This window comes from Nocardioides immobilis (genome assembly GCF_003515065.1).
Lineage (GTDB): Bacteria > Actinomycetota > Actinomycetes > Propionibacteriales > Nocardioidaceae > Nocardioides > Nocardioides immobilis.
This window is the reverse complement of record NZ_QXGH01000017.1, coordinates 79,667-105,410: the sequence shown is the minus strand read 5'-3', so window position 1 is coordinate 105,410 and position 25,744 is coordinate 79,667. Positions and strand designations below refer to the sequence as shown.

The window sequence follows — 25,744 nt, the reverse complement described above, 5'->3', positions numbered from 1 at the left end:
CGCACACCAGCCCTGGTTTCCGATCCCGAACAGGTCCATCCTGGAAGTGTCGCGAAGGAGGCGAGCATGGAGAAGGACATCGAGAGCCGGCTGCTCGACACCCGTACGCCGAAGGTCGCCTACCTGGTCCCCGACGGCGTCGATGCGGCGGTGTTGACCACCGCGCTCGCCGGCGCAGGCTTCCCGCACGCACTCGAGATCGTCGGCGGTGACGAGTACCTGACGGTCGAGTGCGAACCCCGGGACCGGGAACGCGTCCGTGACGTGATCGCCCAGGTGAGCCGGCACCACTACGCCGCGTCGGGCCTGACGCTCGGCACCGTGAGGTTCTCCGACGAACACTGACGGAGTCAGCGCGCCGGCTGGATCCGCCCCCGCACCTCGCCCAGCTCGATCGTGCCGCCGCCGGGCGCCGGCGCGGTCGCGGTGATCACGACCTCGTCGCCGTCCTCGAGGAACGTCCGGACCTGGCCGTCGGGGAGGGTGATCGGCTCCGCGCCGTTCCACGAGATCTCGATGAACGAGCCTCGCTGGTCCGGCTCCGGTCCGCTCACCGTGCCGGAGGCGAACAGGTCGCCGGTGCGCAGCGACGCCCCGTTGACCGTCAGGTGCGCGAGCTGCTGGGCACCGGTCCAGTACATCTGCGCGAACGGCGGCGTCGCCACCAGGTGCCCGTTGAGGCGGACCTCCAGCCGCAGGTCCAGCCCTCCCGGCGCCCGACCCGCGTCGTCGAGGTACGGCAAGGGCTGCGGGTCGCGGGCCGGCGGCGCGACCCAGGCCGCCTCGAGCGCGGCGAGGGGCGTCACCCAGGCCGAGACCGAGGTCGCGAACGACTTGCCTAGGAACGGGCCCAGCGGCTGGTACTCCCAGCCCTGGATGTCCCGCGCCGACCAGTCGTTGACCAGGCAGACGCCGAAGACGTGGTCCGCGAAGTCGCCGAGCGGCACCGGGCTGCCGAGCTCGGAGGGGACGCCGACGACGTACCCGACCTCCGCCTCGATGTCGAGGCGCGTGGTCGGGCCGAAGACCACCTCGCCGTCTGGTCCGGAATTCGATTGGCGGCGCTGGCCATGGGGCCGGACGACGTCGGTGCCCGACACCACCACCGTGCCGGCGCGGCCGTGGTAGCCGACCGGCAGGTGCAGCCAGTTCGGCGGCAGCTCCGGCTGGCCCGGCCGCAGGATCTTGCCGAGGTTCCGGGCGTGGTGCTCGGAGGAGTAGAAGTCGACGTAGTCCGCCACCGTGAACGGCATCAGCAGCCGTACGTCGGCCAGCGCGTGCAGGTGCTCCTCCGGCGGCTCCAGCACGGCGACCGCCGCGACCACCTCGGTCCACACCACCCGCCCGGCGGCGAGCAGTGCGCCGAGGTTCGGCCCGGCCACGCGCGCGGCGAGGGCCGGGTCGAGGGCGGCAGCGAGGTCGAGCACCCGGTCGCCGTACCGCACGCCGACGCGGGCGACGCCGTCGGACCCTCGGGGCTCGAAAGCGCCGTAGAGATGGGTCACCGACGCCCTCCGGCCCAGGTCCACGCGTAGGCGCCGTCGTCGCTCTCGCGGCCGGCCTCGCCGATCTCCAGCGGGCGGAACGTGTCGACCATGACGGCGAGTTCGTCGAACCGCTCGGCGCCGAGGCTGGCCTCGATCGCGCTCGGCTGCGGGCCGTGCGCGTGTCCGCCCGGGTGCAGGGTGATCGACCCGATCCCGATGCCGGAGCCCTTGCGGGCCTCGTAGTCGCCGGCCACGTAGAACATCACCTCGTCGCTGTCGACGTTGGAGTGGTAGTACGGCACCGGCACCGCGAGCGGGTGGTAGTCGACCTTGCGCGGCACGAAGTTGCAGACCACGAAGTTGTAGCCCTCGAAGACCTGGTGCACCGGCGGCGGCTGGTGGATCCGCCCGGTGATCGGCTCGAAGTCGGCGACGTTGAGCACGTACGGGTAGAGGCAGCCGTCCCAGCCGACGACGTCGAACGGATGGTTCGGTACGACGTGGACCGAGCCCGCCAGCCCGCCGGCGCCATGGCCGCGGTGCTTGAGGTAGACCTCCACCCCGTCGCTCTCCTCGACAGGTTCGGCGTACGTCGGCAGCCGCAGGTCACGCTCGCAGTACGGCGCGTGCTCGAGGAGCTGGCCGTAGCGGGAGAGGTAGCGCTTCGGCGGCGCGATGTGGCTGTTGGCCTCGATGATGTAGAGGCGCAGTGGATCGTCCCCGGTGGGGACCCAGCGGTGCGTCGTGGCCCGCGGGATCACGACGTAGTCGCCGCTGCCGACCTCGAGGTGACCGAACACCGTCTCCACGCTCGCCGTACCGCTCTCGACGAAGGCGACCTCGTCGCCGACGGCGTTGCGGTAGAAGGGGGACGTCGAGCCGACCACGGCATAGCTGATCCGCACGTCGCCGTTGCCGAGGACCAGCCGCCGGCCGGTGACCGCGTCGATCGCCTTCCAGGCGGCGCCGGGGAACAGCTCGTGCAGGGTGAGGTGCCGGGGGGTCAGCGGATGGTTGGGCTCGGTCTTCTGGTCGGGCAGGTCCCAGGTGCGGGCGTCGACCATCGCCGAGGGGACGTGCCGGTGGTAGAGCAGCGAGGAGTCGGAGGAGAAGCCCTCCTCGCCCATCAGCTCTTCGTACAGAAGCGCGTTGCCGGCTCCCTCTCTTGGGTCGCGGTGCTGGGTGTGCCGCTTCGGCGGTACGTCGCCGACCCGCTGGTAGTGCGCCATGGGCCCTCCTAAAGGTTGCCGCGGCGGTCCTGCTCGCGCTCGATCGCCTCGAACAGGGCCTTGAAGTTGCCCTTGCCGAACCCCAGCGAACCATGCCGCTCGATCAGCTCGAAGAACACCGTCGGCCGGTCGCCGATCGGTTGGGTGAAGATCTGCAGCAGGTAGCCGTCCTCGTCGCGGTCGACCAGGATCCCCCGCTTCTGCAGCTCGTCGATCGGCACCCGCACGTTGCCGATGCGGGCGCGGAGCTCGGGGTCCTCGTAGTAGCTGTCCGGGGTGTTGAGGAACTCGACGCCGGCCGCGCGCAGGTGGTCGACCGCGGTCAGGATGTCGTTGGTCGCGAGTGCGAGGTGCTGGGCGCCGGGGCCGCGGTAGAACTCGAGGTACTCGTCGATCTGGCTGCGCTTGCGGGCGATCGCCGGCTCGTTGAGCGGGAACTTCACCCGGTGGTTGCCGCTCGCCACGACCTTGCTCATCAGGGCGGAGTAGTCGGTGGCGATGTCGTCGCCGATGAACTCCGCCATGTTGGTGAAGCCCATGACCCGTCGGTAGAACGCGACCCAGTCGTCCATCCGGCCGAGCTCGACGTTGCCGACCACGTGGTCGAGCGCCTGGAACAGGCGGCGCGGTGCACCGGCGGGGCGGACGTACGACGACCGCCGCTCGACGTACCCGGGCAGGTAGGGGCCGTGGTAGCGGCTCCGGTCGATGAGCGTGTGCCGGGTCTCGCCGTACGTCGCGATCGTGGCCCGGCGGACCGTGCCGTGCTCGTCGGTGACGTCGTGCGGCTCCTCCAGCACGGTCGCGGCCTGGGATGCGGCGTGCGCGATGCAGCGGTCGACGTCGGGCACCTCGAGCGCGATGTCGACGATGCCGTCGCCGTGCTGGGCGTGGTGCCGGATCACCTCGCTGTCGGGGTGGACGCCGCCCTCGATGACGAACCGCACGGCTCCGCTCTCGAGCACGTAGGACTTGCGGTCCCGGTTGCCGGTCTCGGGGCCCGAGTACGCGACCAGGTCCATCCCGAACGCGGACATGAAGAAGTGCGAGGTCTGGGTCGCGTTGCCGACGGCCCAGACCACCGCGTCCCAGCCGGTGACGGGGAACGGGTCGTGGCTCGCGTCGTACTCCACCAGGCCGACCAGCTGGTGGAGCTGCTCGAGGCTGAGGTGCGCGAGGCGCTCGGTGTCGGTGAGCTGCTCGAGGGTCATGTCGCAAGCCAACCGGAGCGGCGTTTGCTGTTCAACCGTGCCAGCAGGAGGTACCCAATCTGCCTATTCCTGTGCAGTTGGCGGCCCCTGGACTAGTCTTTCTGCCTACCATGCACCTCGACCGGCTCGACCTCGCCCTGCTGACCGCGCTGCGCGACCATCCGCGCGCCGGCGTGCTCGAGCTCTCCCGTATCACCCAGGTCGCCCGGGCGACGGTCCAGGCACGGCTCCAGCGGCTCGAGTCGACGGGCGTCGTGACCGGCTACGGCCCCGACATCGACCTCGAGGCGGCCGGCCAGCACGTGTCGGCGTTCGTCACCCTCGAGATCGCCCAGGGCGCGCTCGACCAGCTCGCCCCCGAGCTCGCGGCGATGCCGACGATCCTCGAGGCCTACGTCACCACCGGGACCGCGGACGTGCTCTGCAAGGTCGCGGCGACCTCGCACGCCGACCTCCAGGAGACCCTGCTCGACCTCAACCGGTCTCCGTCGGTCGTCCGTACGACGAGCGTGGTCGTCCTCGGCACCGTCGTCGCGCCCCGGGTGCTGCCGCTGCTGGAGCGGTCGGCCGAGGAGCGCGACGCCCGGGCGCCGGCGTACCGGAAGCGCTGACGCTGCTGAGACGGCGTGACCTCCCCCCGCTAGAACGCGTTACATTCCTGACGGAACCTCTGGGGGGAAGATGTCGCACACCACGCCGCGCGCCCGCCGCGCCCTCGCCACCGCCGCGCTGACCCTGCTCGCGCTGGTCGCCGGTGTCGCCGCCGCTCCGTCCGGGCTGGCGAAGGACGGCGACCTGCCGGTCAACTACAACTTCCTCGTCGGCGCCATCGCCGCCGGCGCACACGTCGACGCGGACCCGCCGGGTGGGAACGACTGGTCGTGCCGGCCGACCGCGGCGCACCCGCGGCCCGTCGTACTCGTGCACGGCACGCTCGGCAACAAGAACACCAACTGGCAGGCGTACTCTCCGCTGCTCGCCAACAACGGCTACTGCGTGTTCTCCCTGACGTACGGCGTCGCCCCGGGCACGCCGCTGCCCGCCAACCAGCTCGGCGGCATGATGCGGATGCAGGACAGTGCGCAGCAGCTCAAGACGTTCGTGGCGCGGGTGCTGCGGGCGACCGGCGCCCGCAAGGTCGACCTGATCGGCCACTCGCAGGGCACGTTCATGCCGCAGTACTACGTGAAGTTCCTCGGCGGCGCGAAGCACGTCAAGAACTACGTCTCGCTCGCCCCCCTCTGGCACGGCACCAACGCCACCGTCCCGTTCGCCCTCCTCGCCCGGGTCTTCGGCGTGCGCGAGCAGGACATCCCGGTCTGCCAGGCGTGCCCGCAGATGGCAGCCGGCTCGCCGTTCCTCGCCGGGCTCCGCAGGGGCGGCCTGCTCGTCGGCAACGTCAAGTACACCAACATCATGACCAAGTACGACCAGGCGGTGCTGCCCTACACCAGCGGTCGCGAGCCCGGGATGCGCAACATCGTCGTCCAGGACAAGTGCGCGACCGACTACGGCGAGCACTTCGAGATCGCCGCGGACCCGGTCGCCGCGCAGATCGTCCTCAACACGCTCGACCCGGCGCACAGGAAGCCGGTGCCGTGCATGGTGGTGCTGCCGTTCACCGGTCCCGTCGGCGGCTGACAAGCTCGCTGGACGTAGCCTCGGCGCATGCCGCTGCCCTTCCGCCAGGTCAACGTCTTCAGCACCGATCCGGTGCTCGGCAACCCGGTGGCGGTGGTGCACGACGCGGACGGGCTGACCGACGAGCAGATGGCGGCGTTCGCGCGGTGGACCAACCTGTCGGAGACGACGTTCCTGCTCCGGCCGACGTCGGACCAGGCCGATTACCGGCTGCGGATCTTCACGCCCGGCGGGGAGCTGCCGTTCGCCGGCCACCCGACGCTGGGGTCGGCGCACGCGTGGCTCGAGGCCGGCGGCAAGGCGGGTCGTGAGCACGTGGTCCAGGAGTGCGGCGTCGGGCTGGTGCGGCTGCGCCGGACCGACCGGCTCGCCTTCGCGGCGCCGCCGTTGATCCGGTCCGGAGCCGTCGACGACAAGGACCTCGACCGGATCGCCACGGCGCTGCGGATCGACCAGGCCGACGTGGTCGACAGCCAGTGGGTCGACAACGGCGCCGGGTGGGTCGCGGTCCGGCTCCGGGACGCCGACGCGGTGCTCGCGCTCGACCCGGACTTCACCGCGTTCGAGCCGTTCGACATCGGCGTGGTCGGGCTGCACCCGGCGGGCGCTGAAACGCGGGCCGAGGTACGCGGCTTCGCACCGCTCTTCGGCATCCCCGAGGACCCAGTCACCGGCTCGCTCAACGCCGGCCTCGCGCAGTGGCTCACGGACGACGGCACCCTGCCGTCGTCGTACGTCGCGTCCCAGGGCACCGCGCTCGGCCGTGCCGGCCGGGTCCACATCGACACCGACGACGGCACGATCTGGGTCGGCGGCGCGACGGTGACCACGATCGACGGCACCGTCAGCCTTTGACGACTCGGACCCGGGTGCCGATCCGGCCGAAGTCCCAGAGCCGGGCGGAGAACGGCTTGGGCAGCCGGATGCAGCCGTGGGACTGGCGCAGGTTGGTGCCGACCATCCAGTCGGGGTGGATCTGGTTGCCGTTCGACATGTAACGCGGGATCCGGTGGAAGCCGATGCCGCACGCGGCGAACCGGGTGAAATTGTCGAGCCACAGGCTGCCGGAGGTGTTGTGCCGGATCTTGGCGGTCCGGCCGCAGTAGGAGCCGACCCGCTTCCACCCGGTGCCGAGCTCACCGGGGTTGTCGATCATGCCGCTCTGCGCGACGACCCGCCCGCCGCGCGCGACCACCCACACCCAGTTCTGGCGCTGGCTGATGACGATCCGGCGGCCGGTCCCGCTGTGCCGCGGCACCGGGCGTACGTCGCAGCGGCGGGCGCGGTCGCCGTACAGCCTGCGGGTGGTCGCAGCGGTGAGACGACCGCTCTGGGAGAGGCGGTGCCGGGACTGGAAGCGGATGATCGCCGACCTGGTCCACTCGCCCATCACCCCGTCGACCGGCCCCGACTTGCAGCCGAGGTGGTTGAGCCGGCGTTGGGCACGCTCGACGGCCGGCGCAGCGCCGGCCGGCACGGGCGGGGAGGCGGCCAGGACGATCCCGGCCAGGAGAAGTGCGACGAGTGAGCGGAACATGGAGTCCTCCGAGATGAGTGTCCACCCCGGGGACGCGCACGTGGCGGTTTTGGTTGCACCCGCCGCAGGACCGCCGGTCGGCTCGGTGCCGCGTTTCGTAACGCCGTGACCGTAGCCTGGGCGCATGGCCAGGCCGAAGACCCACACGCCTGAGGTCCGCGAGCGGCTGGTGGCGCGGGCACTCGAGGTCGCCCGCGACGAGGGCATCGGCGCGCTCGCGCTGCGCTCCCTCGCGGAGAGCGCCGGCACCTCCACGACCGCGGTCTACGCCCTGTTCGGGAGCAAGGACGCGCTCCAGGCCGCCGTGCTCGCCAGCGCCTTCAACGACTTCGCCGCCGCCCAGGAAGCGATCCCGGCCACGGACGACCCCGTGATGGACATCGCCTGGACCGGAGCTTCCTACATCCAGTGGGCGGTCGACCACCCGCGTCTGTACGAGGCGATGTTCGGCGAGACCGCCTCCCGGATCGCGTCGACCCCGGAGCTCGACGCGGCGGGCGCTCGCGCTTTCGCGTGCGTCCACGACGCCGTGCGGCGTGCGCAGGCCTCCGGCGCCTTCCGGCCGGCCGACGAGGCGACCGTCGTCACCTCGCTCTGGGCGCAGGTCCACGGACTGGCCTCCCTGATGATCGCCGGCCAGCTCCCCGCGGGCGCGGACCCTGCCGCGGCCGCGTTCGCCACGATCGACGGGTGGCGCGCCCAGCACTGAGCAGGCTGCTACGCCGGAGCCGGCGCCGCCGTGACCCGGCGGGAGATCGCGTAGCCCCACGCGGCGGCGAAGACGAACATGATGATCGAGTAGACCGCCGCCGGGATCGACGCCTCGGTCTGGTCGAGGACCTCCACCGCGACGTAGATCGCCAGCGTGCCGTTGTGCACGCCGATCTCCATCGACGACGCGATCGCCTGCTTCTCCGTGACGCCGAGCGCCCGCGGGACGACGTACCCGACCAGCAGGCTGGTCGCGCAGAACAGCGCGGCCACCAGCCCGACGTCGGCGAGGTAGCCGGTCACGTTGTCGCGCTGGTCGACCAGGATCGCGACCACCAGCGCGGCCAGGATGACGGCCGACCCGACCCGCACCGGCTTCTCCATCCGGCCGGAGAAGGCCGGCGAGCGTCGGTGGACCCACATCCCGATCGCAACGGGCACCAGCACGATCGCGAACACCTTGAGGACCTCGCCGAACGGCAGCGACACCGAGTCGCTCTCGTCGTAGTAGCTGATCGCGAGGTTCGTGATGACCGGCAGCGTGACCAGCGACAGCACGGAGTTGATCGCGGTCAGCGAGATGTTCAGCGCGACATCCCCGCGGAACAGGTGGCTGAACAGGTTCGCCGACGTGCCGCCCGGCGACGACGCCAGCAGCAGCATGCCGATCCCCAGCAGCGGCGGCAGGTCGAAGAGGAGCACCAGGCCGAAGCACACGGCCGGCAGCACCAGCAGCTGGCAGGTCAGCGCGATGATGACCGCCTTCGGGCTCCGGCCGACCCGTTTGAAGTCCTCGACGGTCAGGTCCAGGCCGAGCCCGAACATGATGATGCCGAGCGCCAGCGGCAGGGCCACCGTGGTGAGAACCGTGTCCATGTCCCGAGCTCCTCACCAGCGGCGTGCGACCAAGGTCAGGGGATGACCTCGAGCGCCAGCCTCGCAGCCCGTTCGGTGCCGGACCAGTCCCCGATGCCCTCGAGCTGGTCCTGGGTGTTGCCGGCGCTGAGGTAGGCGTCGATCCGGAACGCGTCGTCCTCGGGGCTCGTCGAACCGGCCGCGGTGAGCTCGGACTCGAGCAGGTCGAGCCACTCGCGCTTGAGACGTCGTACGGCGTCCGCGACGGGGCCGGTCCGGTGGCCGTACTCCACCGAGGTCGCGGCGATGAAGCAGCCGCCCGGGAAGACGCCGGCGTGGAGGTAGGCGACCCACGACGTGAGCAGGGCGCGCAGTCGCGGGCTGCCCGCGGGCTCGGACCAGATCGGCGCCAGCACGACCTCCTGGTAGATCCGTCGCGCCTCGGCCACCGCGGCGACCTGGATCGCCTCCCGGCTTCCGAACACGGTCAGGATGCCGCTCTTGCTGACGCCGGTCCGCTCGGCCAGCGAGCCGACCGTGATCGAGTCGAGGCCGCTGATCGTGGCGATCATCGACGCCTCCCGCGCCACCCGGCGGCGGGTCACGTCCCCGCGTGCGCGGCGTCCGTCGGTGACAGGGGCATCGGTCGGCATGGACCCACTATAGGCCAACAATAGGTCCGACTGGACGTAAAGATCGCGGCGGCGTACATTGGAACAATACGACCGATCGAACGTAAAGAAGGGGAGTCTCCCATGATCGACACCAGTGCCGGCGTCCTCGTCCGGAAGCGGGTCTACCTCGACGACCTCGACGGGTTCGGGATGCTCCACCACGCGCGTTACGCGCTGCTCTTCGACAACGCGGTCATCGACTTCTGGGCGGACGCCGGGTGGGAGCTCGACCCGACCAGGTCGGTGCTGGTCATCCGGGAGCTGACGATGACCTACCACCAGCCCGTCATCGGCATCTCCGAGGTCGACGTGCACTTCTGGGTCGAGCGGGCGGGGCGCACCAGCGTGACCTACCGGTTCCAGGTGCTCTCGGCCGACCACACCGTGCTCCACGCCGACGGACAGCGGGTCGTGGTCAACCTCGACGGGCAGACCCTCCGGCCGGCGCCGATCGGCGACGACGTGTGGGAGCTGGCAGCGCCGCTCCTCGCGCCGGGCGTGGAGCGCCCGGCCGCGTAGGGCGGCGGAGGGCGGCTACTCCCAGGTCTCGCCGAGCACCTCGCGGTGCGTGGGCTTGGCCTCGGCGTGCACCTTGCGGCCGGCATCGGTGAGACACACGAAGATCGCGCGCCGGTCGTCGGTGCACATGCTGCGGTGGACCAGCCCGTCGCTCTCGAGCCGCGCGACCGCGCGGGACAACGCGCTCTGGCTGAGGTAGATGTCCGACGTCAGGTCGCTCATCCGGTAGCTGCCCTGGTCGGTGGACGAGTCGGCGGACGCGTCGGTGGCGTCGACCAGGCGGTCGAGGATCTCGAACTCGCTGAGCCCGATGCCGTGCTCGTTCTGCAGCGTCTTCTCGAGCGCGCAGCTGACCTTCGCGTGCCGGTCGAGGAGGGTCCGCCACTCGTCGACGACCGCGCCCGCTGCCGCGGAGGAGGCCTTGGTGGCCTTCGACGTCGCACGGGTGGGCATGGCTCGCATCCTAGCCGCGAGGTTACGATCATGCAAACACATTAATTGCTCTTGCATTCAATGCATGTGCATGAAAGTGTTCTCTGTCATGACCACGACCTCTCCCCCGGCTCCCCCCACCCTCGGCGGAGCCATCACCACCACCGGCTGGTCCCTCCGCGTCTGGGCGATGCTCATCACCCTCTGCATCGTGCTGTTCCTCGACGGGCTCGACGTCTCCATGATCGGCGTCGCGCTCCCGTCCATCGGCGCCGAGCTGGACCTGTCGACCTCGTCCCTGCAGTGGCTGATCAGCGGCTACATCCTCGGGTACGGCGGCCTCCTGCTCCTGGGCGGCCGCACCGCCGACCTGCTCGGTCGCCGTCGGGTGTTCCTCATCGCGCTGGCCGTCTTCGCCATCGCCTCGCTCGCCGGCGGGCTGGTCTCCAGCGGCCCGCTGCTGATCCTGACCCGGTTCATCAAGGGCCTCGCGGCGGCGTTCACCGCGCCGACCGGCCTCTCCATCATCACGACGAACTTCGCCGAGGGCCCGGCGCGCAACAAGGCGCTGTCGATCTACACCGTGTTCGGTGCCGGCGGCTACTCCTTCGGCCTGGTGTTCGGCGGGCTGATGACCGGTGTCGGCTGGCGCTGGACCTTCCTGCTGCCGGTCCCGATCGCGCTCGCCGCGCTGGTGGCGGCGTACCTCCTGCTCCCGAAGGACAAGCCCGCCGAGGACGGCGGGCACGACCTGCTCGGCGCCGCCTTCTCCACCAGCGCGATGCTGCTGCTCGTCTACACGGTCGTCAGCGCGCCCGAGGCCGGGTGGACGTCGGCCCGGACGGTCCTGTCCTTCGTCGGTACGGCGGCGCTGCTCGCGGCGTTCGTCGCGACCGAGGCTCGGGTGAAGCACCCGCTGATCCGGCTCGGCATCCTGCGCAAGGTGTCGCTGGTGCGGGCCAGCCTGGCGATCGTCGCGATGGGCGGCTCGTACTTCAGCTTCCAGTTCATCGCGACCCTGTTCTTCCAGGACACCCTGGGCTGGAGCCCGCTCGAGCTCGCGCTGGCGCTGCTGCCGGTCGGGCTGATGGTCACCGCGTCGGCGTTCTTCTCCGACCGGCTGGTCGAGCGGTTCGGCACCGGGCCGGTGATCGCGGTGACCCTGAGCGTGATGGCGATCGGCTACTTCGCGTTCCTCCGGATCGACACCGCTCCGTCGTACCTCGCCGTCATCCTGCCGGCGGTGCTGCTCATCGGCATCGGCTGGATCGGGTTCCCGGCGGTCAACATCCAGGCCACCAGCGGCATCGACGACCACGAGCAGGGGCTCGCGGCCGGCGTGCTGCAGACGTCGATGCAGGTCGGACCCGCCCTGGTCCTCGCGGTCACCACCGCGATGATCACGTCGGGCAGCCCGGTCACCACCCCGACCGAGGCGCTCGACGCGTTCCGCCCGGGACTGGTGTTCGCCGGCGCGGTCGCCGCGGCGGGTGCGCTGGTCGCGATCCTCGGGCTCGCGCTCACCCGTGAGAGCGCGCCCGAGGTCGTGACCGACGACCCCACGCCCGAGCCGGAGCCGGTCCTCGAGGCGGCCTGACCCGGACGGAACGCAGCGACGTGGGGCTGATCACACGGCGGGCCCGGGGTTCCGCGGCCGTCCCGTGCGTTACGTTCCCCGCATGCAGTCGACCGCTCGAAAGACCGTCTCCGCACCGATCGACGTCGTGTGGGGCGTCCTCGCCGACCACGAGGGGATGCACAACTGGGGCCCCGGGATCTCGGCGAAGGTCACCAGCACCGGCGCGACCGACCCCAACGGCGTCGGCGCCGTCCGCCGGATCACGACGCCGCTCCCCCTCCCGGCCATCGTCGAGGAGGTCACCGCGTTCGAGCCCGGCCGCCGCCTGTCCTACAAGGCAGTGGCGGGCGTCCCGCTCCGCAACTACCACGGCGACGTCGTACTCGAGGCGGCCGGTGACGGCACCGCGATCAGCTACACGGTGGTGGCCGACCAGCGGGTGCCGCTCGTCGAGAAGGCCGTGACCAAGGCGATCGCGACCAGCCTGCTCGGCGGCCTGGTGCGCGCCGTCAAGAAGGCCGGCTGACCCGAGGTCAACCGCGGCGCTCGAGGATGCCCTTGAGCCGGGCCAGGTCCTTGGTCGTGGCCCGACGCATGGCGGCCTCCATCACCGGCGCCGCGACCCGGCTGAAGCCGGACGGCGAGCCGGTGTTGCGCAGCGTCATCCGGGTGCCGTCGCCGGCAGCCTCCCAGGTGTAGGTGGTGCGCATCGGGAACGGCCCCTGGGCCGTCTCCATCGTGAGCCGCTCTCCGGGCACGAGGTCGGTGACGCGGTACGTGTAGGCCAGCGTCCGCCCGAGGAACCGGGCGACGAAGTCCATCTCCGAGCCGACGGTCACCGGCGGCTCGGTGCGCCACTTCACCGAGGCGATGTTGGCGTACCACTCCGGGGCGTTGCCCGGGTCGCCGGCGTACGCCGCCACCTCGGCCACCGGCCGCGCGATCGTCGTCTCCACGAGTACGTCGACACCCACGACGCGAACCTACTCGGGAGCTCCCGCACGCGTCGCGATCTGCACGAACGGGATCGGGCAGCCGTCGGTCTCCGCGCACCGGACGAGGTCGTCGCAGCCGGCGTCGCGGGCGGCGACCAGACTGGCGCGGATCACCTGGAGGTCGGCGATCTTCTGGTCGACCTCCGCGAGCTTGGCCTCGGTGCGGGCCTGCAGGCCGGCCGGCGCTCCGTGGTGGTGGCGACCGGCCTCAAGCAGGTCGGCGACCTCGTCGAGGGTGAAGCCGAGCCGCTGCGCGGCCTTGATGACGCGGAGGGTCGTGACCGTCTCCTCGGAGTAGAGGCGGTGCCCACCGAGGCTCCGCTGGGGCTCGGCGATGATCCCGCGACGCTCGTAGTAGCGCAGGGTCTCGACGTTGACGCCGACCGCGTCGGCGACCTGGCCGGCCCGCAGGCCGCTCATGTCCCTGCTCCGACGCGCTCCTCGGCCCTGGCCTGCAGCGCCACCAGGACGGCCTCGTGCGCGGGGGCGGTCGAGATCGCGAGCTCGACCCGGCCCTCGGTCATCGTCAGCGCGAAGGTGAAGAAGGAGCAGCAGCCGGTCTCCCTGACCGCCAGGTCGGCGGCGCGTGCCGCGACCTCCGGCACCGGGCGCAGCTCGAGCGTGAGCTCACGTGGCGACGTCGGACGGACGCCGACCACGTCGTGGGCGAACAGGTCGTCGAACTCGGCACGCCGCAGCGGCTGCTCGACCGTGGGAAGGGTGCAGGCCTCGGCGGCCCACTCGTCGGTTGCGTTCACGGACATGCGTCGAGGATAAACCCGGACCTGGGTACGGAATTCAAGCCCGGCCCACCTCAGCCCTGCCCAGTCAGTCGATCTTCTCGCCGGCGAGCGCCCTGGCCGCCAGCCGCTCCTCCTCGCTGACCTCCCAGACCTCGTAGGCCGCGTGGAACGCGATCAGGATGATGAAGCAGCCGAGCACCAGGTCCGGCCATCCGGAACCGGTCCACACCGTCACGACGCCCATCAGGATGATCGCGACGTTGACGAGGACGTCGTTGCGGGCGGACAGGAACGCGGCCCGGCTGAGCGAGCCGCCGTGGTGGTGCACCCGGGCCAGCAGCCAGGCGCTGGTCCCGTTGATCGCGATCGCGCCGACCGACACCGCCACCAGTGGGAGTACGTCGGGTGCGACGGGGTCGGCGAAGCGTCGTACCGCCTGCCAGCCCGCGACCGCCGCCGGGCCGAGGATCACCAGGGTCATCGCCTTGCCGATCATCGCCCGCTTCGCGAGCGGCCAGCCGAGGGCGACGAAGATCAGCAGGTTGATCGCCGTGTCCTCGAGGAAGTCGACGCTGTCGGCGAGGAGCGAGACCGACCCGGCGACCAGGGCGACGGTGAACTCGACGAAGAAGTAGCCGAAGTTGAGCGCCGCGACGATCAGTACGACGCGCCGGAGCCGGTGGTGAGTCTCCATGGTGGCCTCACGATGGCACACCGGCCACCGGCGGTCGGGTGGCGGTCAGGCGACGGAAACGCGGGGCTCCCGGAACCGGTCGACGTGCTCGGCCACCCACGCGTCGAACGTCAGCGCCGGACGTCCGAGCACCCGCTCGACGGTGTCGTCGGCGGTGCGCGCCTCGACCGGCGGATCGGCGTACCACCCGATGACGTAGTCGGCGTCCGCGCGGGAGACCCCGGTCGCCATCAGGCGCTCGACGGCCTGCTCGTGCGTGAGGGAGGCGAAGGCGATGGCCCGCCCGAGCGCCTCGGACAGGATCCTGATCCGGTCGCGGGAGGTGAGTGCCTCGGGCCCGGTCAGGTTGTAGGCCCAGCCGGCGTGTCCGTCCTCGAGCAACGCGGTCGCGGCAACGGCTCCGATGTCGGCCGGATGGACCAGCGCGGACGGGAAGTCGTAGGGCTCGCGCACCACGCCGTCGGCCCTGATCGACTCGCTCCAGGTCAGCGTGTTCGACATGAACTCCTGTGGCTCCAGCCGGGTCCACTCCACCCCGGAGTCGGCCACCGCCTGCTCCGCCGGGCCGACCCAGCCGCCCCACAGCACGGTGATCCGCCGTACGCCGGCGGTGACCGCGCGCCGTACCAGCTCGGGTCCGGTCTCGGCGACGCCCGCGGTCACCGTGAGGTGCAGCCGGCTGACACCGTCGAGCGCAGCGTCCAGGGTTGCCGGCGCCGTGTGGGTGCCGGCGACGAGCTCCACGTCGCGCGGGAGCAATTCGGCCGCACCGGCGGGGGCCCGCGTCAGCGCCCGCACCCGCTCGCCCCGTCGTACCAGCTCTGCCACCACGTGGCGGCCGGAGCTGCCCGTCGCACCTGTCACCAGGGTCGTCACCGTTGATCTCCTCTCGTCGTTGCACACGACGGTAGAACTTCAACCACACTTGAGATCAAGGGAAGGTTCCGCGGCCGTGGGAGGTGTCACAGGCGGCGGCGTTGTCCGGCCAGGTGTCGGGGGACCGTGTTCCCCTGCCCGGAAGTCGTGGCAGGATCGCCGGACCCGGAAGGACGACGGAGGATGACGACCGAGATCGAGGCGATCAACAGCGGCGTCCTCGAGCCTGCGCTCGAGTTCTTCGACTCCTCGCGTCCGCGGCTGTTCGGCATCGCCTACCGGATGCTGGGCAGCGTCGCCGAGGCGGAGGACATCGTCCAGGAGGCGTGGCTGCGCTGGCAGCAGACCGACCGGACCGTCGTCCGCAACCCGGGCGGCTTCCTCACCACGGTGACCACCCGGCTGGCCATCAACTCGGCCGAGTCGGCACGCGCCAAGCGCGAGCAGTACGTCGGCCCGTGGCTGCCCGAGCCGGTCGCCACCGGCGCCGACCCCACCCTGGGAGCCGAGCACGGCGAGGCGCTCGAGAGCGCCGTACTGCTGCTGCTGGAGAAGGTGCCGCCGCGGGAGCGCGCGGCGTACGTGCTGCGTGAGGCGTTCGACTACCCCTACCCGCAGATCGCCGAGATGCTCGAGATCTCCGAGGCGAACGTCCGCCAGGTCGTGACCCGCGCCCGCAAGCACCTGCGCGCCGGCCGCCGTCAGCCCGTCGACGCCGCCGAGCACCGCCGGCTGCTCGAGGCGTTCGTCCGGGCCGCCCAGGAGGGTGACCTGCGCGGACTCGAGGCAGTCCTCGCCGAAGGCGTGGTGAGCCGGTCGGACGGCGCCGGCGTCGCCCCGCGGGCCGCGCGCCGGCCGGTCGTCGGACGCGACCGGGTGGCGCGTCTGGTCGCCGGTTTCGCCGGCGACTTCTGGGCCGGCACGACCGTCACCTGGATCGAGGCCAACGGACGACCGTCCCTCCTGGTGGCCCGGGCCGGCGAGCCGTTGGCGATGCTGGGCATCGACGCCTCTGCCGCGGGCATCGAGCAGGTCCTGTGGGTGATGGTCCCCGACAAGCTCGCCCACATCGCCGGCGGCGAACTGTCACAGTGACCGGCCCGCTCCGGTCATTCCTGGTGAACACACCCACGCACCAGGAAGGCACGGACATGAAGGTAGTGGTCATCGGAGGCACCGGGCTGATCGGCTCGAAGGTCGTCGCCAAGCTCAACGCCCACGGGCACGAGGCGGTCCCTGCCTCGCCCGACTCGGGAGTGAACACCCTCACCGGCGAGGGGCTCGCCGACGCCCTGGTCGGGGCGGACGTCGTCGTCGACGTCTCCAACTCGCCGTCGTTCGCGGACGACGACGTCCTGCACTTCTTCCGTACGTCGACCGGCAACCTGCTGGCGGCCGAGACCGTCGCCGGGGTCGGCCACCACGTCGCGCTGTCGGTCGTCGGCAGCGAGAAGGTGCCGGACAGCGGATACCTGCGGGCCAAGGTCGCCCAGGAGCAGCTGATCAAGGAGTCCGGCGTCCCCTTCTCGCTGGTGCACGCCACGCAGTTCTTCGAGTTCGTCGGCGCGATCGCCGATGCGGGCACCGTCGACGGCAGCGTCCACATCGCGCCCGTCTCGTTCCAGCCCGTCGCCGCCGAGGACGTGGCCACCCTGGTCGCCCGCACCGCCGCAGGGTCGCCGCTCCACGGTGTCGTCGAGACCGGCGGCCCCGAGCGGGTCCGGTTCGACGAGTTCATCCGCAACGTCCTGGCAGAGCGGGGCGACCAGCGCGCGGTCGTGACGGACCCGGACGCCCGCTACTTCGGGGCAGTGCTGCGCGGCGCTGAGCTGGTGCCCGGTCCCGGCGCCACGATCGCGGAGACCACCTTCGCCGCCTGGACGAGCCACCAGGCCGCTGCGGTGCGGTGATTCAGCTCTCCCAGACGAAGCCGTCGGGGTCGGTGAACGAGCCCGCGGCACTGCCGATCACGACGCGGTGGGAGCCGGACCCCTCGGGCGGGACCCCGGCGTCCTTCGCCGCGAACTTCCGCGAGTAGAGGGCCAGCTTGATCGAGCCTGCCGGGCTGGCGAACTCGGCGTACTTGCCGCCGAAGCTCTTCGCCACCTCCAGCCCGTGGTCGACGTAGAAGCGCTTGGTCGCCTTGACGTCGTCGACGCCGAGCAGCAGCACGACCTCGTCGATGTCACGCGTGGCCGGGCCGGTGTCCTTCTTGGCGGAGGTGGCGATCTTCCAGATCGTCCCGTCCGGCGCCTGGATCACGCCGCCGACGCCCCAGAAGGACTTGGCGGCCGGCTTGAGCACCGTGGCGCCGGCCTCGACCGCGTCGTCCATGAGGGTGCTGACGGTGCTGGGCTGGGATACGACCAGCGAGATCGTGAAGCCGCGGAACCCGCTGGTCGGGGCCTCCGACGCGCGGAACCGGATCGGCAGGTTGTCGCCGAAGACGGTCTTGTAGAAGTTCTGGGCAGCCTGCGGGTCGGCCACTTCGAGGGTGAGGGTGTCGATGGAGTTCATGAAAGAGACGCTAGGCGCGGGGGCACCTCCGGCACTTCTCGATTCCTGCTCGATCGATCCTTCCCTCTACTTTGTCCGCATGACCACCGCGCGCCGCCGTACTGAGAGTGCGGTCGATCGCGCCGTCGAGGTGATGGCCGACAAGATCGCCGAGGTCAAGCCCAAGCTGCGCGGCTGGCTGCACGCCGGCCTGGTTCCGTTCGTGACTGCGGCGTTCGCCGTGCTCATCGTGCTGTCGCCCACGACGCTCACCCGGGTGGGCTCGTCGATCTTCGCCGCCAGCTCGGTGCTGCTGTTCACCGTCTCCGGGATCTATCACCGGGGCACCTGGCAGCCGCGGGTGTGGGCGTTCTGGCGGCGGTTCGACCACGCCAACATCTACGCCCTGATCGCCGGCACGTACACGCCGTTCGCGTTCCTCTACCTCGACGGCGCGACCCGCTGGTTGCTGTTCGGGATCGTGTGGGGCTGCGCGGCGGTCGGCATGGTCTTCCGGATCGCGTGGACCGATGCCCCGCGCTGGCTGCTGACGCCGCTCTACATCGCGCTCGGGTGGGTCGTCGTCTTCTTCCTGCCCCAGTTCCACGCCGGGTCGGACAAGTTCCCGACCGCGGTCAACGTCACCGCGATCAGCCTGGTGGCGGCCGGCGGGATCCTCTACACGATCGGCGGGCTGGTCTACGCCGCCAAGAAGCCGAACCCGTCACCGACCTGGTTCGGCTTCCACGAGGTCTTCCACCTCTGCACGGTGCTGGCGTTCGTCTCCCAGTACGTCGCCGTGTCCGTGGTGACCTACTCGCTCCGCTGACGCTCGGCGGCGATGGTCGTGTCGTCGCCGTGGCCGGTGTGGACGACCGTGTCGTCGGGCAGCGCGAACAGCTGTGAGCGGATCGACGCCTCCAGGGTCGGCCGGTCGCTGTAGGACCGGCCGGTCGCGCCCGGCCCGCCCTGGAAGAGGGTGTCGCCGGTGAACACGCAACCCAGGTCCGGGGCGTAGAAGCAGACCGCACCCGGTGCGTGGCCCGGCGTGTGCAGCACCCTCAGGGTCGTGCCGGCCACCTCGATGGTCATGCCGTCGGCGAGGTCGACGTCCCACAGGTAGCCGTCGACATCGTCGGGACCACCGTGCGTCAGCTCCCACAGTGGGCGGTCGTCGGGGTGCAGGAGGATCGGCGCGGTCACGCGGTCCCGCAGCGCGGGGGCCACGCGGACGTGGTCGTCGTGGGCATGGGTGCACGCGATGGCCCTGACCCGTCGGTCCCCCACGACGGCGCGGATGTCGTCGACCGAGTGCGGCGCGTCGATGACGACGCACTCGGTGTCATCGCCGACGACCCAGATGTTGTTGTCGACCTCGAAGGTCTCGCCGTCGAGGCTGAACGTGCCGCTGCTGACGGCGTGGTCGACGCGGACGGCGCTCACAGGACGACGACCGACCGCAGCACGTCGCCTCCGTGCATCCGCGCGAACGCGGCCTCCACGTCGCCGAGCCCGATCTCCTCGCTGACGAACGCGTCGAGGTCGAGCCGCCCCTGCAGGTAGAGATCGACGAGCATGGGGAAGTCGCGGCTGGGCAGGCAGTCGCCGTACCAGCTGGACTTCAGCGCCCCGCCGCGACCGAACACGTCGATGAGCGGGATGTCGGGCACCTTCATGTCCGGCGTGGGTACGCCGACGAGGACCAGCGTGCCGGCCAGGTCGCGGGCGTAGAACGCCTGCTTCCAGGTCTCCGGGCGCCCGACCGCCTCGACGACCACGTCGGCCCCGTCGGCGCCGTCGTACGTCTCGGCGCAGATGCGCTTGATCTCCTCGACCGGGTCCGTGACCGAGGAGTCCACGGTGTGGGTGGCTCCCATGGCCTTCGCCCGCTCCAGCTTCCGGGCGTCGATGTCGACCGCGATGATCGGGCTCGCCCCGGCCAGCGCGGCCCCGGCGACCGCCGCGACACCCACGCCACCGCAGCCGATGACCGCGATGCTCCGACCACGGCCGACCGCCCCGGTGTTGATCGCGGCACCGATGCCGGCCATCACGCCGCAGCCCAGCAGGCCCACGGCCGCCGGCCGGGCCGCCGGATCGACCTTGGTGCACTGCCCTGCCGCCACGAGGGTCTTCTCCGCGAAGGCGCCGATGCCCAGCGCCGGCGACAGCTCGGTGCCGGCGTCCGGTCCGTCGGCCAGCGTCATTTTCTGCTTCGCGTTGTGGGTCGCGAAGCAGTAGTGGAGGTCGCCTCGCTTGCACGCGCGACACTCGCCGCAGACTGCTCGCCAGTTGAGGACGACGAAGTCGCCCGGAGCGACGCCGGTGACATCGGGACCCACCGACTCGACGATCCCCGAGGCCTCGTGACCCAGCAGGAACGGGAACTCGTCGTTGATCCCGCCCTCCCGGTAGTGCAGGTCGGTGTGGCAGACCCCGCAGGTCAGCACCTTCACCACCGCCTCGCCCGGGCCCGGGTCCGGGACGTTGATCATGGCGATCTCGACGGGGGCTCCCTGGGCGCGGGCGACGACGGCCCTGACCTGCTGCATGGCGACGATGCTACGGCCGCGCCAACGATGTGCAACCAATGGTTGCGCATGGCTCCGCGGTGGGCTAACCTCATCCGCAACCAACGGTTGCGCGACAGAGGAGCAGGACATGGAGTACGGCACCATCGAGCGGGAGATCCACATCGAGGCCACCCCCGAGGTGGTCTACGAGGTCATCAGCACCCCGGAGCACCTGCGGGAGTGGTGGCCGGACGAGGCCGAGCTCGACCCGGTCCCCGGCGGCACCGGCGTGATCTCGTTCGGCAACCCCGGCGAGAGCCCCGCCCATGTCGAGCAGGTGACCGTCGTGGAGGCGGACCCGCCGCGGCGGTTCTCGTTCCGTTGGGTGTACGACGAGGGCACGCCCCCCGCGCCCGGCAACTCGCTCCTGGTCACCTTCGACCTGGTCCCTTCGGGCAGCGGGACGCTGCTCCGCTTCAAGGAGGTCGGCTTCCGCGAACGCGGCTGGGAGGCCGCGGTCCTCGAGGAGGCCTACCGCGACCACAGCGCCGGCTGGGACCACTTCCTGCCGCGCCTCGTGACCTACGTCGACCGGCTGGTGGCCCAGCCATCGGTACAGCCGTGAGTCCGGTCACGAACGCCGCCATCGACGACGACCTCTGGTCTGCGGTCGGCGACCCGACCCGGCGCCGGATGCTCGACCTGCTGCTGGCCTCCGGCAGCGGTACGTCGACGTCGCTGAGCGAGCAGCTGCCCGTGTCCCGGCAGGCGGTGGCCAAGCACCTCGCCGTCCTGGAGCGCGTCGGCCTGACCCGGGTCACGCCCTCCGGCCGGGAGCGGCTCTACCACGTCGACGAGGCCCAGCTCGCCCGCGCCGTCGCGCAGCTGTCGGCCGTCGGCGAGGCCTGGGACGCCCGCCTCGCCCGGATCAAGCGGATCGCCGAGACGATCCAGCGCAACAAGAAGTGACCCAAGAGAGAGGCATCGCAAGGTCAGCAACTGGCACTAGCTCGCGCTCCGTCGGCGAATACTGCCGACGCAGCGCGAACTAACCGGTCGGGCAGGACGGACAGGCGAACAACATCCCCGTCCAGCCGCGCCGGTGGAGGATCCGACCGATCCACGCGGCCGTCCGGCATTGGTGGCGGAAGACGAGGCCGTAGGTGACCCGGGCGGTAACAGCCTCGGCGACCGCGAGCTCGGCGAGGTCTCGCTCGGCGTCGGCGTCCCAGGCTTGGGGGCGGTCGTGGATCATCCGGCCGTTGAGCTCGACGATCAGGCCGTACTTGTCGTAGCGAACGTCCTTCATCGTGCGCTTCCCGGTCGCGAGACTGCCGGGTTGGCGCCGGCCACGAGGCAGGCCGTGCGGCCGCTCCACTCGATGCAGGTAGCCGCGCTCGAGCACTGAGCACGCGCCGGCCTCGACGTCCGCGACCATCCCTGCGATCAGACCGCGGCCGGCGACCCGTTCCCGCCGCGCCAAGGCGCGAGCGATCCGATCCGGCTGGGTGGCCGCATGAGTCGCAGTGGCGAGGGCGGCGTACGCGCCGGCGACGTCGTCGTTCGAGATCCGTCCCGACATCACGTCGATGACCGCGTCGGCGACCTTGATCCGCGGCGGCGCCGCCCGCCAGTCCGTCCGCTCCGCGAAGTGCGCCATCCGATGCACCTGGACGCCGGGCAGCTCGATCGTGCGGCGGACGTCGATGGCGACCTGGACCCGGTCGCTGCGGAGACCCGGGATCGCGGACTCGTGGCTGAGCGCCGCCGGCCACGCGGCGAGGACCGCGACCCACTCCCGCTGGGCGGGTGTCAACGGTCCGGTGTGGTTGACGTACACGCCGGGCCGGGCGGCGACGAGCCGGCGTCGTCGTACCCATCTCTCGATGTCGTTGTCCGTCACCCCAGCGTCCAGGAACTGCCGACGGGCCAGCACGCCGTGCTGCAGCCAGCTGAGGTGGTCGAGGGTTCGGGTGTCGATCGCCATGGAGAGATCGGTCTCCCGGCCGCCGACCGCGAACACCTGCGCCTGCCGGGCCTGTGGATCACCGTGCGAAGTACGGCGCACAGCCGCAAGCTCGCGCTCCGCCGGCGAATACTGCCGACGCAGCGCGAGCTAACGAGTGGCACGACTGGCACTAGTGGCGGACTCGGTACCGCTGGTGGGTGGCGTCGCGTCCCTCGAGGTGGCGGACGAGCTCGAGCTCGGTGCGGGTGCCGTCGAGGTTGTCGAACAGCCTCCGGCCCGCGCCCAGCAGGACCGGTACGACGTGCAGCTCCAGCTCGTCGAGCTCGCCGGCGCGGAGCAGGGCCTGGGCGGCACCCGCGCCATGGACCATCACCGCGCGGTCGCCCGCCGCTGCCCGGGCGTCCGCCGCGCACGCGGCGACGTCGGTGTAGAAGCGGGCACTGCCGGGAGGCTCGTCGCCCTCGTCGACGTGATGGGTGAGCACGTTGATCGGCACACCGTCGTGGTGGTCGCCGCCCCACCGGCCGGCCAGCTCGAACGTACGACGACCCGAGATCACCGCCCCGGTGGCCATGGCCTCGGCGTACACCTCGCCGTTGATCCCCGGCCCGTTGCGGTCGTCGAGCCAGTTGAACAACCGGCCGCCGCCCTCGCCCAGCTCCTGGCCGGGGCGGTCGTCGGGGCCGGCGATGTAGCCGTCGATGGACATGGACATGTACAGGCGGATCGTGGTCATCGCTTGCTCCTCAGTCAGGACGCGTTGTCGGGGAAGTCGGCACGGGTCATGCCGTCCGGGTGACCGGCCGGCCACTGCACCAGCTCGATGCGGTAGCAGTCGGGGTCGACGAGCCACGCGATGCGGGGACCTTCCGATCCACCGGGCAGCTCCACCTCACCGGGACGGAGGCCGGCGACGCGAAGCCGTTCCCGGGTGGCCTCCAGGTCGTCGACCTGCACCGCGAGGTGGTCGAGGCCGCCCGGGGTGACCGGTCCGTCCGCGGGACGGTGCACCAGCTCGAGGGTCACCTCGGCCTCCTCCGGGAAGGCCAGCATGGCCAGAGACGTGCCGCCCCCGACGTCCACGCTCCCGACCAGGTCGTAGCCGAACGTCGTGTAGAACGCGAGTGCCGCGTCGAGGTCAGTGACCCGGAGTGCCGGGAACAGCGTCTGCATGGCGGTGGTGACCGGCCCGGCCCGCAGTACTCATCGGACCTGTGACCTGCCTATCCTCCGGAGCGTGATGATTCGACCGGCGGAGCTCGAGGCGATCCGCGACGGCGAGATCGATCTCGCCTTCCGGCGATGGAACCGGGCGCGGGTGAAGGTGGGCACCCGGCTCCGGACGGGCGTCGGGCTGCTCGAGGTGACCAGCGTCGACGCCGTCCCGCTGTCGGCGCTCCGGGCCGACGACGCCCGGCGGTGCGGGGCCGCGTCACTGGCCGCGCTCAAGGAGGCACTGACCGTCCGCTCGAGCGGGCAGGTGTTCCGGGTGGGCCTCCGGTACGCCGGGCCCGACCCGCGCGAGATCCTGCGCGAGGCGGTGCCGACGGCCGAGGAGCTGACCGAGATCCGCGCCGGGCTCGACCGCCTCGACGCCGCATCACCGATCGGTCCCTGGACCCGCGCCACGCTGCGGATCATCGACGCCAACCCGGAGGTTCGGGCACCCGAGCTCGCAGCTCAGCTGGGACGGCCGACGCCGGAGTTCAAGCGCGACGTCCGCAAGCTCAAGGAGCGCGGGCTGACCGAGTCGCTCGCGATCGGCTACCGCCTGTCACCGCGCGGTGAGGCGGTTGTCGATCACGAGGACGGTCCGCGGGAGCGGGCGCCTCGTCGTACGGGCACGCCGCTGCCGCGTTCCATCGGCGCCCCCGCGACCCGCGCCCTGCGCGCGGTCGACCTGCACACGCTGGAGGCCGTGTGCTCGTGGACCCGCAGCGACCTCGCCGCGCTGCACGGCGTCGGCCCGATCGCCCTCGACCGGTTGGCCGCGGCGATGGCCGACATCGGGCTGGGCTACGCGCCCGACTGAAGCGAGCGGTCTCAGGCTGCCGACAGGAGGACGACGACCGTGGTGATCGCGCCCACGGCGGCCGTCCCGTAGCAGAGCACCGCGACGGTCCGCTTCGCCTTGATCTGGAGGCCGTCGTACAAGGTGTAGCGGAAGCGGTGAGCGCTGTGGACCAGCAGGACGACGAACATGCCCAGCAGGAAGAGCAGGGTCAGCGGATGGCCGACGACAGCGCTCAGGTGGTCGTGGTCGGGTGGCGATATCCACTCGAGGGGGAACGCGAACGCGAACATGAAGACGAGGACCGGTAGGAACACGGCGGCCATGACGCCGCCTCCGCTGAACATCAGCCAGACGAGCGGCTCGACCCGCGGCCTGCTCATCGGGTCACCAGCCAGAGCACGAAGGCGGACACGACCGCCAGGCCGACGTACTGGGAGGCGATGATCGCGGCGGCAGGCGCCTTCTGGCCGCCGATCCGCACGTCCATCGCCTGCGGGGTGAGGCTGAACCAGGTGACGACGTGCAGCGCGAGGAACGCTGCCGCGATCACGTTGATGACGACCACCCACGGCGTCGCCGCCCAGTCGAGGAAGTCCTGGTACGCCGCCTCGCTCCGCCCGACGGAGTACACGAACGCCAGCAGAAAGCCGACGAACCAGGCCACGAAGATGCTGCTCAGCTCGCGCATCACGAACACGAAGTAGGTCCGTCTCCGCGTCCACCACCAGGTCGACATCGGACGGTTGTAGACGCGCACCTCGGTCGCCCTCGGGGTGCTCATCGCGCGCCCCTCGGCAACAGGAACGCCATGACGTTCTCCTTCGCCGCCTTCACCTTGTATCTCTGGATGGCGCCGGCTGGGTCGACGTGGTTCGGGCACACCCGCGTGCACTCTCCGACGAACGTGCAGCCCCACACGCCCTCGTGCTCGATGAGCACGTCGAGCCGCTCCCTCGCCCCGTGGTCGCGCGAGTCGAGGTCGTAACGCTCGGCCAGCGCGATCGCCGCCGGTCCCATGAACTCGGGATCGAGTCCGTAGACGGGGCACGCCGCGTAGCAGAGCATGCAGTTGATGCACATGCTGAACTGCTTGTAGGCGTCGAGCTCTTCCGGCGTCTGGAGGTACTCACCGTCGATCTCCCCATCCCCGTCCAGCAGAGCGTCGTCGTCGCGGATGATCCACGGCTTGACCCGGGGGAGCTTCTCCATGAAGTCGTTGATGTCGACGACCAGGTCCCGCACGACCGGGAAGTTGGCCAGCGGCTCGACCCGGATCGGGCCGGGCGCATAGTCGTCCAGGAACGCCGCGCAGGTCAGCTTGGGATCGCCGTTGACGTTCATCCCGCAGCTGCCACAGATGCCCATCCGGCAGGACCAACGGAACGACAGGGTCGTGTCCACCTCGTTCTTGACGTGGTTGAGCCCGTCGAGGACCGTCCACTCCTTGCGCAGGGGTACGTCGTACTCCTGGAACCGCGGTTCGGAGTCGCTCTCGGGCCGGTACCGCGTGACCTGGAGCCGGATGCTGCCTGAGTTGCTGCCTGGGTTGCTGCCTGGGTTGCTGGGCAT

The 25,744-nt window shown here is 71.0% G+C and carries 35 protein-coding genes; 14 read left to right on the top strand and 21 right to left on the bottom strand.

Annotation, left to right across the window (positions count from 1 at the left end; translation table 11 throughout):
- The first annotated feature begins 66 nt into the window (after positions 1 to 66).
- Positions 67 to 345 (top strand): hypothetical protein, encoded by a 279-nt coding sequence (locus tag D0Z08_RS14145; RefSeq protein ID WP_118925882.1) that lies wholly within the window; start codon positions 67 to 69, stop codon positions 343 to 345.
- Between the two features lie 5 nt (positions 346 to 350).
- Here the strand turns inward: D0Z08_RS14145 and D0Z08_RS14140 are convergent, their stop codons facing one another.
- The 3 genes from D0Z08_RS14140 to hppD are packed head-to-tail and all read right to left on the bottom strand — an operon-like array spanning position 351 to position 3,927.
- On the bottom strand, positions 351 to 1,505 hold the full coding sequence (locus D0Z08_RS14140; protein ID WP_245993946.1) for a fumarylacetoacetate hydrolase family protein: 1,155 nt from the start codon (positions 1,503 to 1,505) through the stop codon (positions 351 to 353).
- The gene (locus D0Z08_RS14135; protein ID WP_118925880.1) at positions 1,502 to 2,716 is read right to left on the bottom strand and encodes a homogentisate 1,2-dioxygenase; all 1,215 of its coding nucleotides are present in this window, start codon (positions 2,714 to 2,716) and stop codon (positions 1,502 to 1,504) included. Before D0Z08_RS14135 ends, D0Z08_RS14140 begins: the two co-directional genes overlap by 4 nt.
- An 8-nt stretch (positions 2,717 to 2,724) precedes the next feature.
- Positions 2,725 to 3,927, bottom strand: coding sequence for a 4-hydroxyphenylpyruvate dioxygenase (gene hppD, locus D0Z08_RS14130; RefSeq protein ID WP_118925879.1), 1,203 nt, complete (start codon positions 3,925 to 3,927; stop codon positions 2,725 to 2,727).
- A 110-nt stretch (positions 3,928 to 4,037) separates the two neighbouring features.
- Between hppD and D0Z08_RS14125 the strand changes: the two genes are divergently transcribed.
- From D0Z08_RS14125 to D0Z08_RS14115, 3 genes are all read left to right on the top strand, one after another.
- Positions 4,038 to 4,538, top strand: a complete 501-nt coding sequence (locus D0Z08_RS14125; protein WP_118925878.1) for an Lrp/AsnC family transcriptional regulator — start codon at positions 4,038 to 4,040, stop codon at positions 4,536 to 4,538.
- Between the two features lie 70 nt (positions 4,539 to 4,608).
- On the top strand, positions 4,609 to 5,568 hold the full coding sequence (locus D0Z08_RS14120) for an esterase/lipase family protein (protein ID WP_118925877.1): 960 nt from the start codon (positions 4,609 to 4,611) through the stop codon (positions 5,566 to 5,568).
- Between the two features lie 27 nt (positions 5,569 to 5,595).
- On the top strand, positions 5,596 to 6,423 hold the full coding sequence (locus tag D0Z08_RS14115) for a PhzF family phenazine biosynthesis protein (protein ID WP_118925876.1): 828 nt from the start codon (positions 5,596 to 5,598) through the stop codon (positions 6,421 to 6,423).
- Here D0Z08_RS14115 and D0Z08_RS14110 read toward each other — a convergent pair.
- Positions 6,413 to 7,105, bottom strand: coding sequence for a L,D-transpeptidase family protein (locus tag D0Z08_RS14110; protein WP_182481297.1), 693 nt, complete (start codon positions 7,103 to 7,105; stop codon positions 6,413 to 6,415). The genes D0Z08_RS14115 and D0Z08_RS14110 overlap by 11 nt on opposite strands.
- 124 nt (positions 7,106 to 7,229) lie before the next feature.
- Here D0Z08_RS14110 and D0Z08_RS14105 point away from each other — a divergent pair, with 124 nt between their 5' ends.
- Positions 7,230 to 7,814 (top strand): TetR/AcrR family transcriptional regulator, encoded by a 585-nt coding sequence (locus D0Z08_RS14105; protein ID WP_118925874.1) that lies wholly within the window; start codon positions 7,230 to 7,232, stop codon positions 7,812 to 7,814.
- An 8-nt stretch (positions 7,815 to 7,822) separates the two neighbouring features.
- Here the strand turns inward: D0Z08_RS14105 and D0Z08_RS14100 are convergent, their stop codons facing one another.
- Together D0Z08_RS14100 and D0Z08_RS14095 are read right to left on the bottom strand one after the other, a co-directional pair.
- Positions 7,823 to 8,692 (bottom strand): bile acid:sodium symporter family protein, encoded by an 870-nt coding sequence (locus D0Z08_RS14100; RefSeq protein WP_118925873.1) that lies wholly within the window; start codon positions 8,690 to 8,692, stop codon positions 7,823 to 7,825.
- A gap of 35 nt (positions 8,693 to 8,727) precedes the next feature.
- Positions 8,728 to 9,324 (bottom strand): TetR/AcrR family transcriptional regulator, encoded by a 597-nt coding sequence (locus D0Z08_RS14095; protein WP_118925872.1) that lies wholly within the window; start codon positions 9,322 to 9,324, stop codon positions 8,728 to 8,730.
- A 102-nt stretch (positions 9,325 to 9,426) separates the two neighbouring features.
- On the opposite strand from D0Z08_RS14095, the gene D0Z08_RS14090 reads away from it, so the two are divergent.
- The gene (locus tag D0Z08_RS14090) at positions 9,427 to 9,864 is read left to right on the top strand and encodes an acyl-CoA thioesterase (protein WP_118925871.1); all 438 of its coding nucleotides are present in this window, start codon (positions 9,427 to 9,429) and stop codon (positions 9,862 to 9,864) included.
- Between the two features lie 15 nt (positions 9,865 to 9,879).
- On the opposite strand, the gene D0Z08_RS14085 is transcribed toward D0Z08_RS14090, so the two are convergent.
- Positions 9,880 to 10,317 carry a MarR family winged helix-turn-helix transcriptional regulator gene (locus D0Z08_RS14085; protein ID WP_118925870.1) on the bottom strand — a complete coding sequence of 146 codons (438 nt, stop codon included), beginning with the start codon at positions 10,315 to 10,317 and terminating at the stop codon, positions 9,880 to 9,882.
- A gap of 88 nt (positions 10,318 to 10,405) precedes the next feature.
- Here D0Z08_RS14085 and D0Z08_RS14080 point away from each other — a divergent pair, with 88 nt between their 5' ends.
- Positions 10,406 to 11,893 carry an MFS transporter gene (locus D0Z08_RS14080; RefSeq protein ID WP_220454176.1) on the top strand — a complete coding sequence of 496 codons (1,488 nt, stop codon included), beginning with the start codon at positions 10,406 to 10,408 and terminating at the stop codon, positions 11,891 to 11,893.
- 82 nt (positions 11,894 to 11,975) lie between these two features.
- Positions 11,976 to 12,401 carry an SRPBCC family protein gene (locus D0Z08_RS14075; protein WP_118925869.1) on the top strand — a complete coding sequence of 142 codons (426 nt, stop codon included), beginning with the start codon at positions 11,976 to 11,978 and terminating at the stop codon, positions 12,399 to 12,401.
- Positions 12,402 to 12,408: 7 nt separating this feature from the next.
- On the opposite strand, the gene D0Z08_RS14070 is transcribed toward D0Z08_RS14075, so the two are convergent.
- The 5 genes from D0Z08_RS14070 to D0Z08_RS14050 all read right to left on the bottom strand — a co-directional run bounded on the left by D0Z08_RS14070 (position 12,409) and on the right by D0Z08_RS14050 (position 15,183).
- The gene (locus tag D0Z08_RS14070; protein WP_118925868.1) at positions 12,409 to 12,849 is read right to left on the bottom strand and encodes an SRPBCC family protein; all 441 of its coding nucleotides are present in this window, start codon (positions 12,847 to 12,849) and stop codon (positions 12,409 to 12,411) included.
- Positions 12,850 to 12,858: 9 nt separating this feature from the next.
- On the bottom strand, positions 12,859 to 13,290 hold the full coding sequence (locus tag D0Z08_RS14065; RefSeq protein ID WP_118925867.1) for a MerR family transcriptional regulator: 432 nt from the start codon (positions 13,288 to 13,290) through the stop codon (positions 12,859 to 12,861).
- Complete coding sequence (locus tag D0Z08_RS14060) at positions 13,287 to 13,634, bottom strand: hypothetical protein (RefSeq protein ID WP_118925866.1); 348 nt, start codon at positions 13,632 to 13,634, stop codon at positions 13,287 to 13,289. Before D0Z08_RS14060 ends, D0Z08_RS14065 begins: the two co-directional genes overlap by 4 nt.
- Positions 13,635 to 13,698: 64 nt before the next feature.
- On the bottom strand, positions 13,699 to 14,307 hold the full coding sequence (locus tag D0Z08_RS14055) for a cation efflux transmembrane domain-containing protein (protein ID WP_118925865.1): 609 nt from the start codon (positions 14,305 to 14,307) through the stop codon (positions 13,699 to 13,701).
- Between the two features lie 45 nt (positions 14,308 to 14,352).
- Positions 14,353 to 15,183 carry an NmrA family NAD(P)-binding protein gene (locus D0Z08_RS14050; RefSeq protein WP_118925864.1) on the bottom strand — a complete coding sequence of 277 codons (831 nt, stop codon included), beginning with the start codon at positions 15,181 to 15,183 and terminating at the stop codon, positions 14,353 to 14,355.
- Positions 15,184 to 15,366: 183 nt separating this feature from the next.
- Between D0Z08_RS14050 and D0Z08_RS14045 the strand changes: the two genes are divergently transcribed.
- On the top strand, positions 15,367 to 16,278 hold the full coding sequence (locus D0Z08_RS14045) for an RNA polymerase sigma-70 factor (protein WP_118925863.1): 912 nt from the start codon (positions 15,367 to 15,369) through the stop codon (positions 16,276 to 16,278).
- 56 nt (positions 16,279 to 16,334) lie between these two features.
- Positions 16,335 to 17,093: an SDR family oxidoreductase gene (locus tag D0Z08_RS14040; RefSeq protein ID WP_118925862.1), complete on the top strand. Its 759-nt coding sequence runs from the start codon at positions 16,335 to 16,337 to the stop codon at positions 17,091 to 17,093.
- A 1-nt stretch (position 17,094) separates the two neighbouring features.
- Here the strand turns inward: D0Z08_RS14040 and D0Z08_RS14035 are convergent, their stop codons facing one another.
- A complete protein-coding gene (locus D0Z08_RS14035; RefSeq protein ID WP_118925861.1) occupies positions 17,095 to 17,700 on the bottom strand; it encodes a VOC family protein in 606 nt (201 codons plus the stop codon).
- Positions 17,701 to 17,779: 79 nt separating this feature from the next.
- On the opposite strand from D0Z08_RS14035, the gene trhA reads away from it, so the two are divergent.
- Positions 17,780 to 18,508, top strand: coding sequence for a PAQR family membrane homeostasis protein TrhA (gene trhA / locus D0Z08_RS14030; protein WP_182481296.1), 729 nt, complete (start codon positions 17,780 to 17,782; stop codon positions 18,506 to 18,508).
- Here trhA and D0Z08_RS14025 read toward each other — a convergent pair.
- On the bottom strand, positions 18,493 to 19,122 hold the full coding sequence (locus D0Z08_RS14025) for an MBL fold metallo-hydrolase (protein WP_118925860.1): 630 nt from the start codon (positions 19,120 to 19,122) through the stop codon (positions 18,493 to 18,495). The two genes, trhA and D0Z08_RS14025, sit on opposite strands and share 16 nt — an antisense overlap.
- Positions 19,119 to 20,231 (bottom strand): S-(hydroxymethyl)mycothiol dehydrogenase, encoded by a 1,113-nt coding sequence (locus D0Z08_RS14020; RefSeq protein ID WP_118925859.1) that lies wholly within the window; start codon positions 20,229 to 20,231, stop codon positions 19,119 to 19,121. The genes D0Z08_RS14025 and D0Z08_RS14020 overlap by 4 nt, the downstream gene beginning before the upstream one ends.
- Positions 20,232 to 20,340: 109 nt before the next feature.
- On the opposite strand from D0Z08_RS14020, the gene D0Z08_RS14015 reads away from it, so the two are divergent.
- Positions 20,341 to 20,817 carry an SRPBCC family protein gene (locus tag D0Z08_RS14015; RefSeq protein ID WP_118925858.1) on the top strand — a complete coding sequence of 159 codons (477 nt, stop codon included), beginning with the start codon at positions 20,341 to 20,343 and terminating at the stop codon, positions 20,815 to 20,817.
- A complete protein-coding gene (locus D0Z08_RS14010) occupies positions 20,814 to 21,161 on the top strand; it encodes an ArsR/SmtB family transcription factor (RefSeq protein ID WP_245993945.1) in 348 nt (115 codons plus the stop codon). The genes D0Z08_RS14015 and D0Z08_RS14010 overlap by 4 nt, the downstream gene beginning before the upstream one ends.
- A 79-nt stretch (positions 21,162 to 21,240) precedes the next feature.
- Here the strand turns inward: D0Z08_RS14010 and D0Z08_RS14005 are convergent, their stop codons facing one another.
- The 3 genes from D0Z08_RS14005 to D0Z08_RS13995 all read right to left on the bottom strand — a co-directional run bounded on the left by D0Z08_RS14005 (position 21,241) and on the right by D0Z08_RS13995 (position 23,334).
- Complete coding sequence (locus D0Z08_RS14005) at positions 21,241 to 22,260, bottom strand: hypothetical protein (protein WP_220454175.1); 1,020 nt, start codon at positions 22,258 to 22,260, stop codon at positions 21,241 to 21,243.
- Between the two features lie 70 nt (positions 22,261 to 22,330).
- The gene (locus tag D0Z08_RS14000) at positions 22,331 to 22,897 is read right to left on the bottom strand and encodes a dihydrofolate reductase family protein (protein WP_118925857.1); all 567 of its coding nucleotides are present in this window, start codon (positions 22,895 to 22,897) and stop codon (positions 22,331 to 22,333) included.
- Positions 22,898 to 22,911: 14 nt separating this feature from the next.
- On the bottom strand, positions 22,912 to 23,334 hold the full coding sequence (locus D0Z08_RS13995; RefSeq protein WP_118925856.1) for a VOC family protein: 423 nt from the start codon (positions 23,332 to 23,334) through the stop codon (positions 22,912 to 22,914).
- 64 nt (positions 23,335 to 23,398) lie between these two features.
- On the opposite strand from D0Z08_RS13995, the gene D0Z08_RS13990 reads away from it, so the two are divergent.
- Positions 23,399 to 24,193: a hypothetical protein gene (locus tag D0Z08_RS13990; protein ID WP_182481295.1), complete on the top strand. Its 795-nt coding sequence runs from the start codon at positions 23,399 to 23,401 to the stop codon at positions 24,191 to 24,193.
- 11 nt (positions 24,194 to 24,204) lie between these two features.
- On the opposite strand, the gene frdD is transcribed toward D0Z08_RS13990, so the two are convergent.
- From frdD to D0Z08_RS13975, 3 genes are read right to left on the bottom strand one after another with little or no spacing between them, the layout of a single operon-like run.
- Complete coding sequence (frdD, locus tag D0Z08_RS13985; protein WP_118925854.1) at positions 24,205 to 24,555, bottom strand: fumarate reductase subunit FrdD; 351 nt, start codon at positions 24,553 to 24,555, stop codon at positions 24,205 to 24,207.
- Entirely contained in the window at positions 24,552 to 24,956 is a 405-nt protein-coding gene (locus D0Z08_RS13980; RefSeq protein ID WP_118925853.1) for a fumarate reductase subunit C, read from the bottom strand. The genes frdD and D0Z08_RS13980 overlap by 4 nt, the downstream gene beginning before the upstream one ends.
- Positions 24,953 to 25,744 carry a succinate dehydrogenase/fumarate reductase iron-sulfur subunit gene (locus D0Z08_RS13975; RefSeq protein WP_118925852.1) on the bottom strand — a complete coding sequence of 264 codons (792 nt, stop codon included), beginning with the start codon at positions 25,742 to 25,744 and terminating at the stop codon, positions 24,953 to 24,955. Before D0Z08_RS13975 ends, D0Z08_RS13980 begins: the two co-directional genes overlap by 4 nt.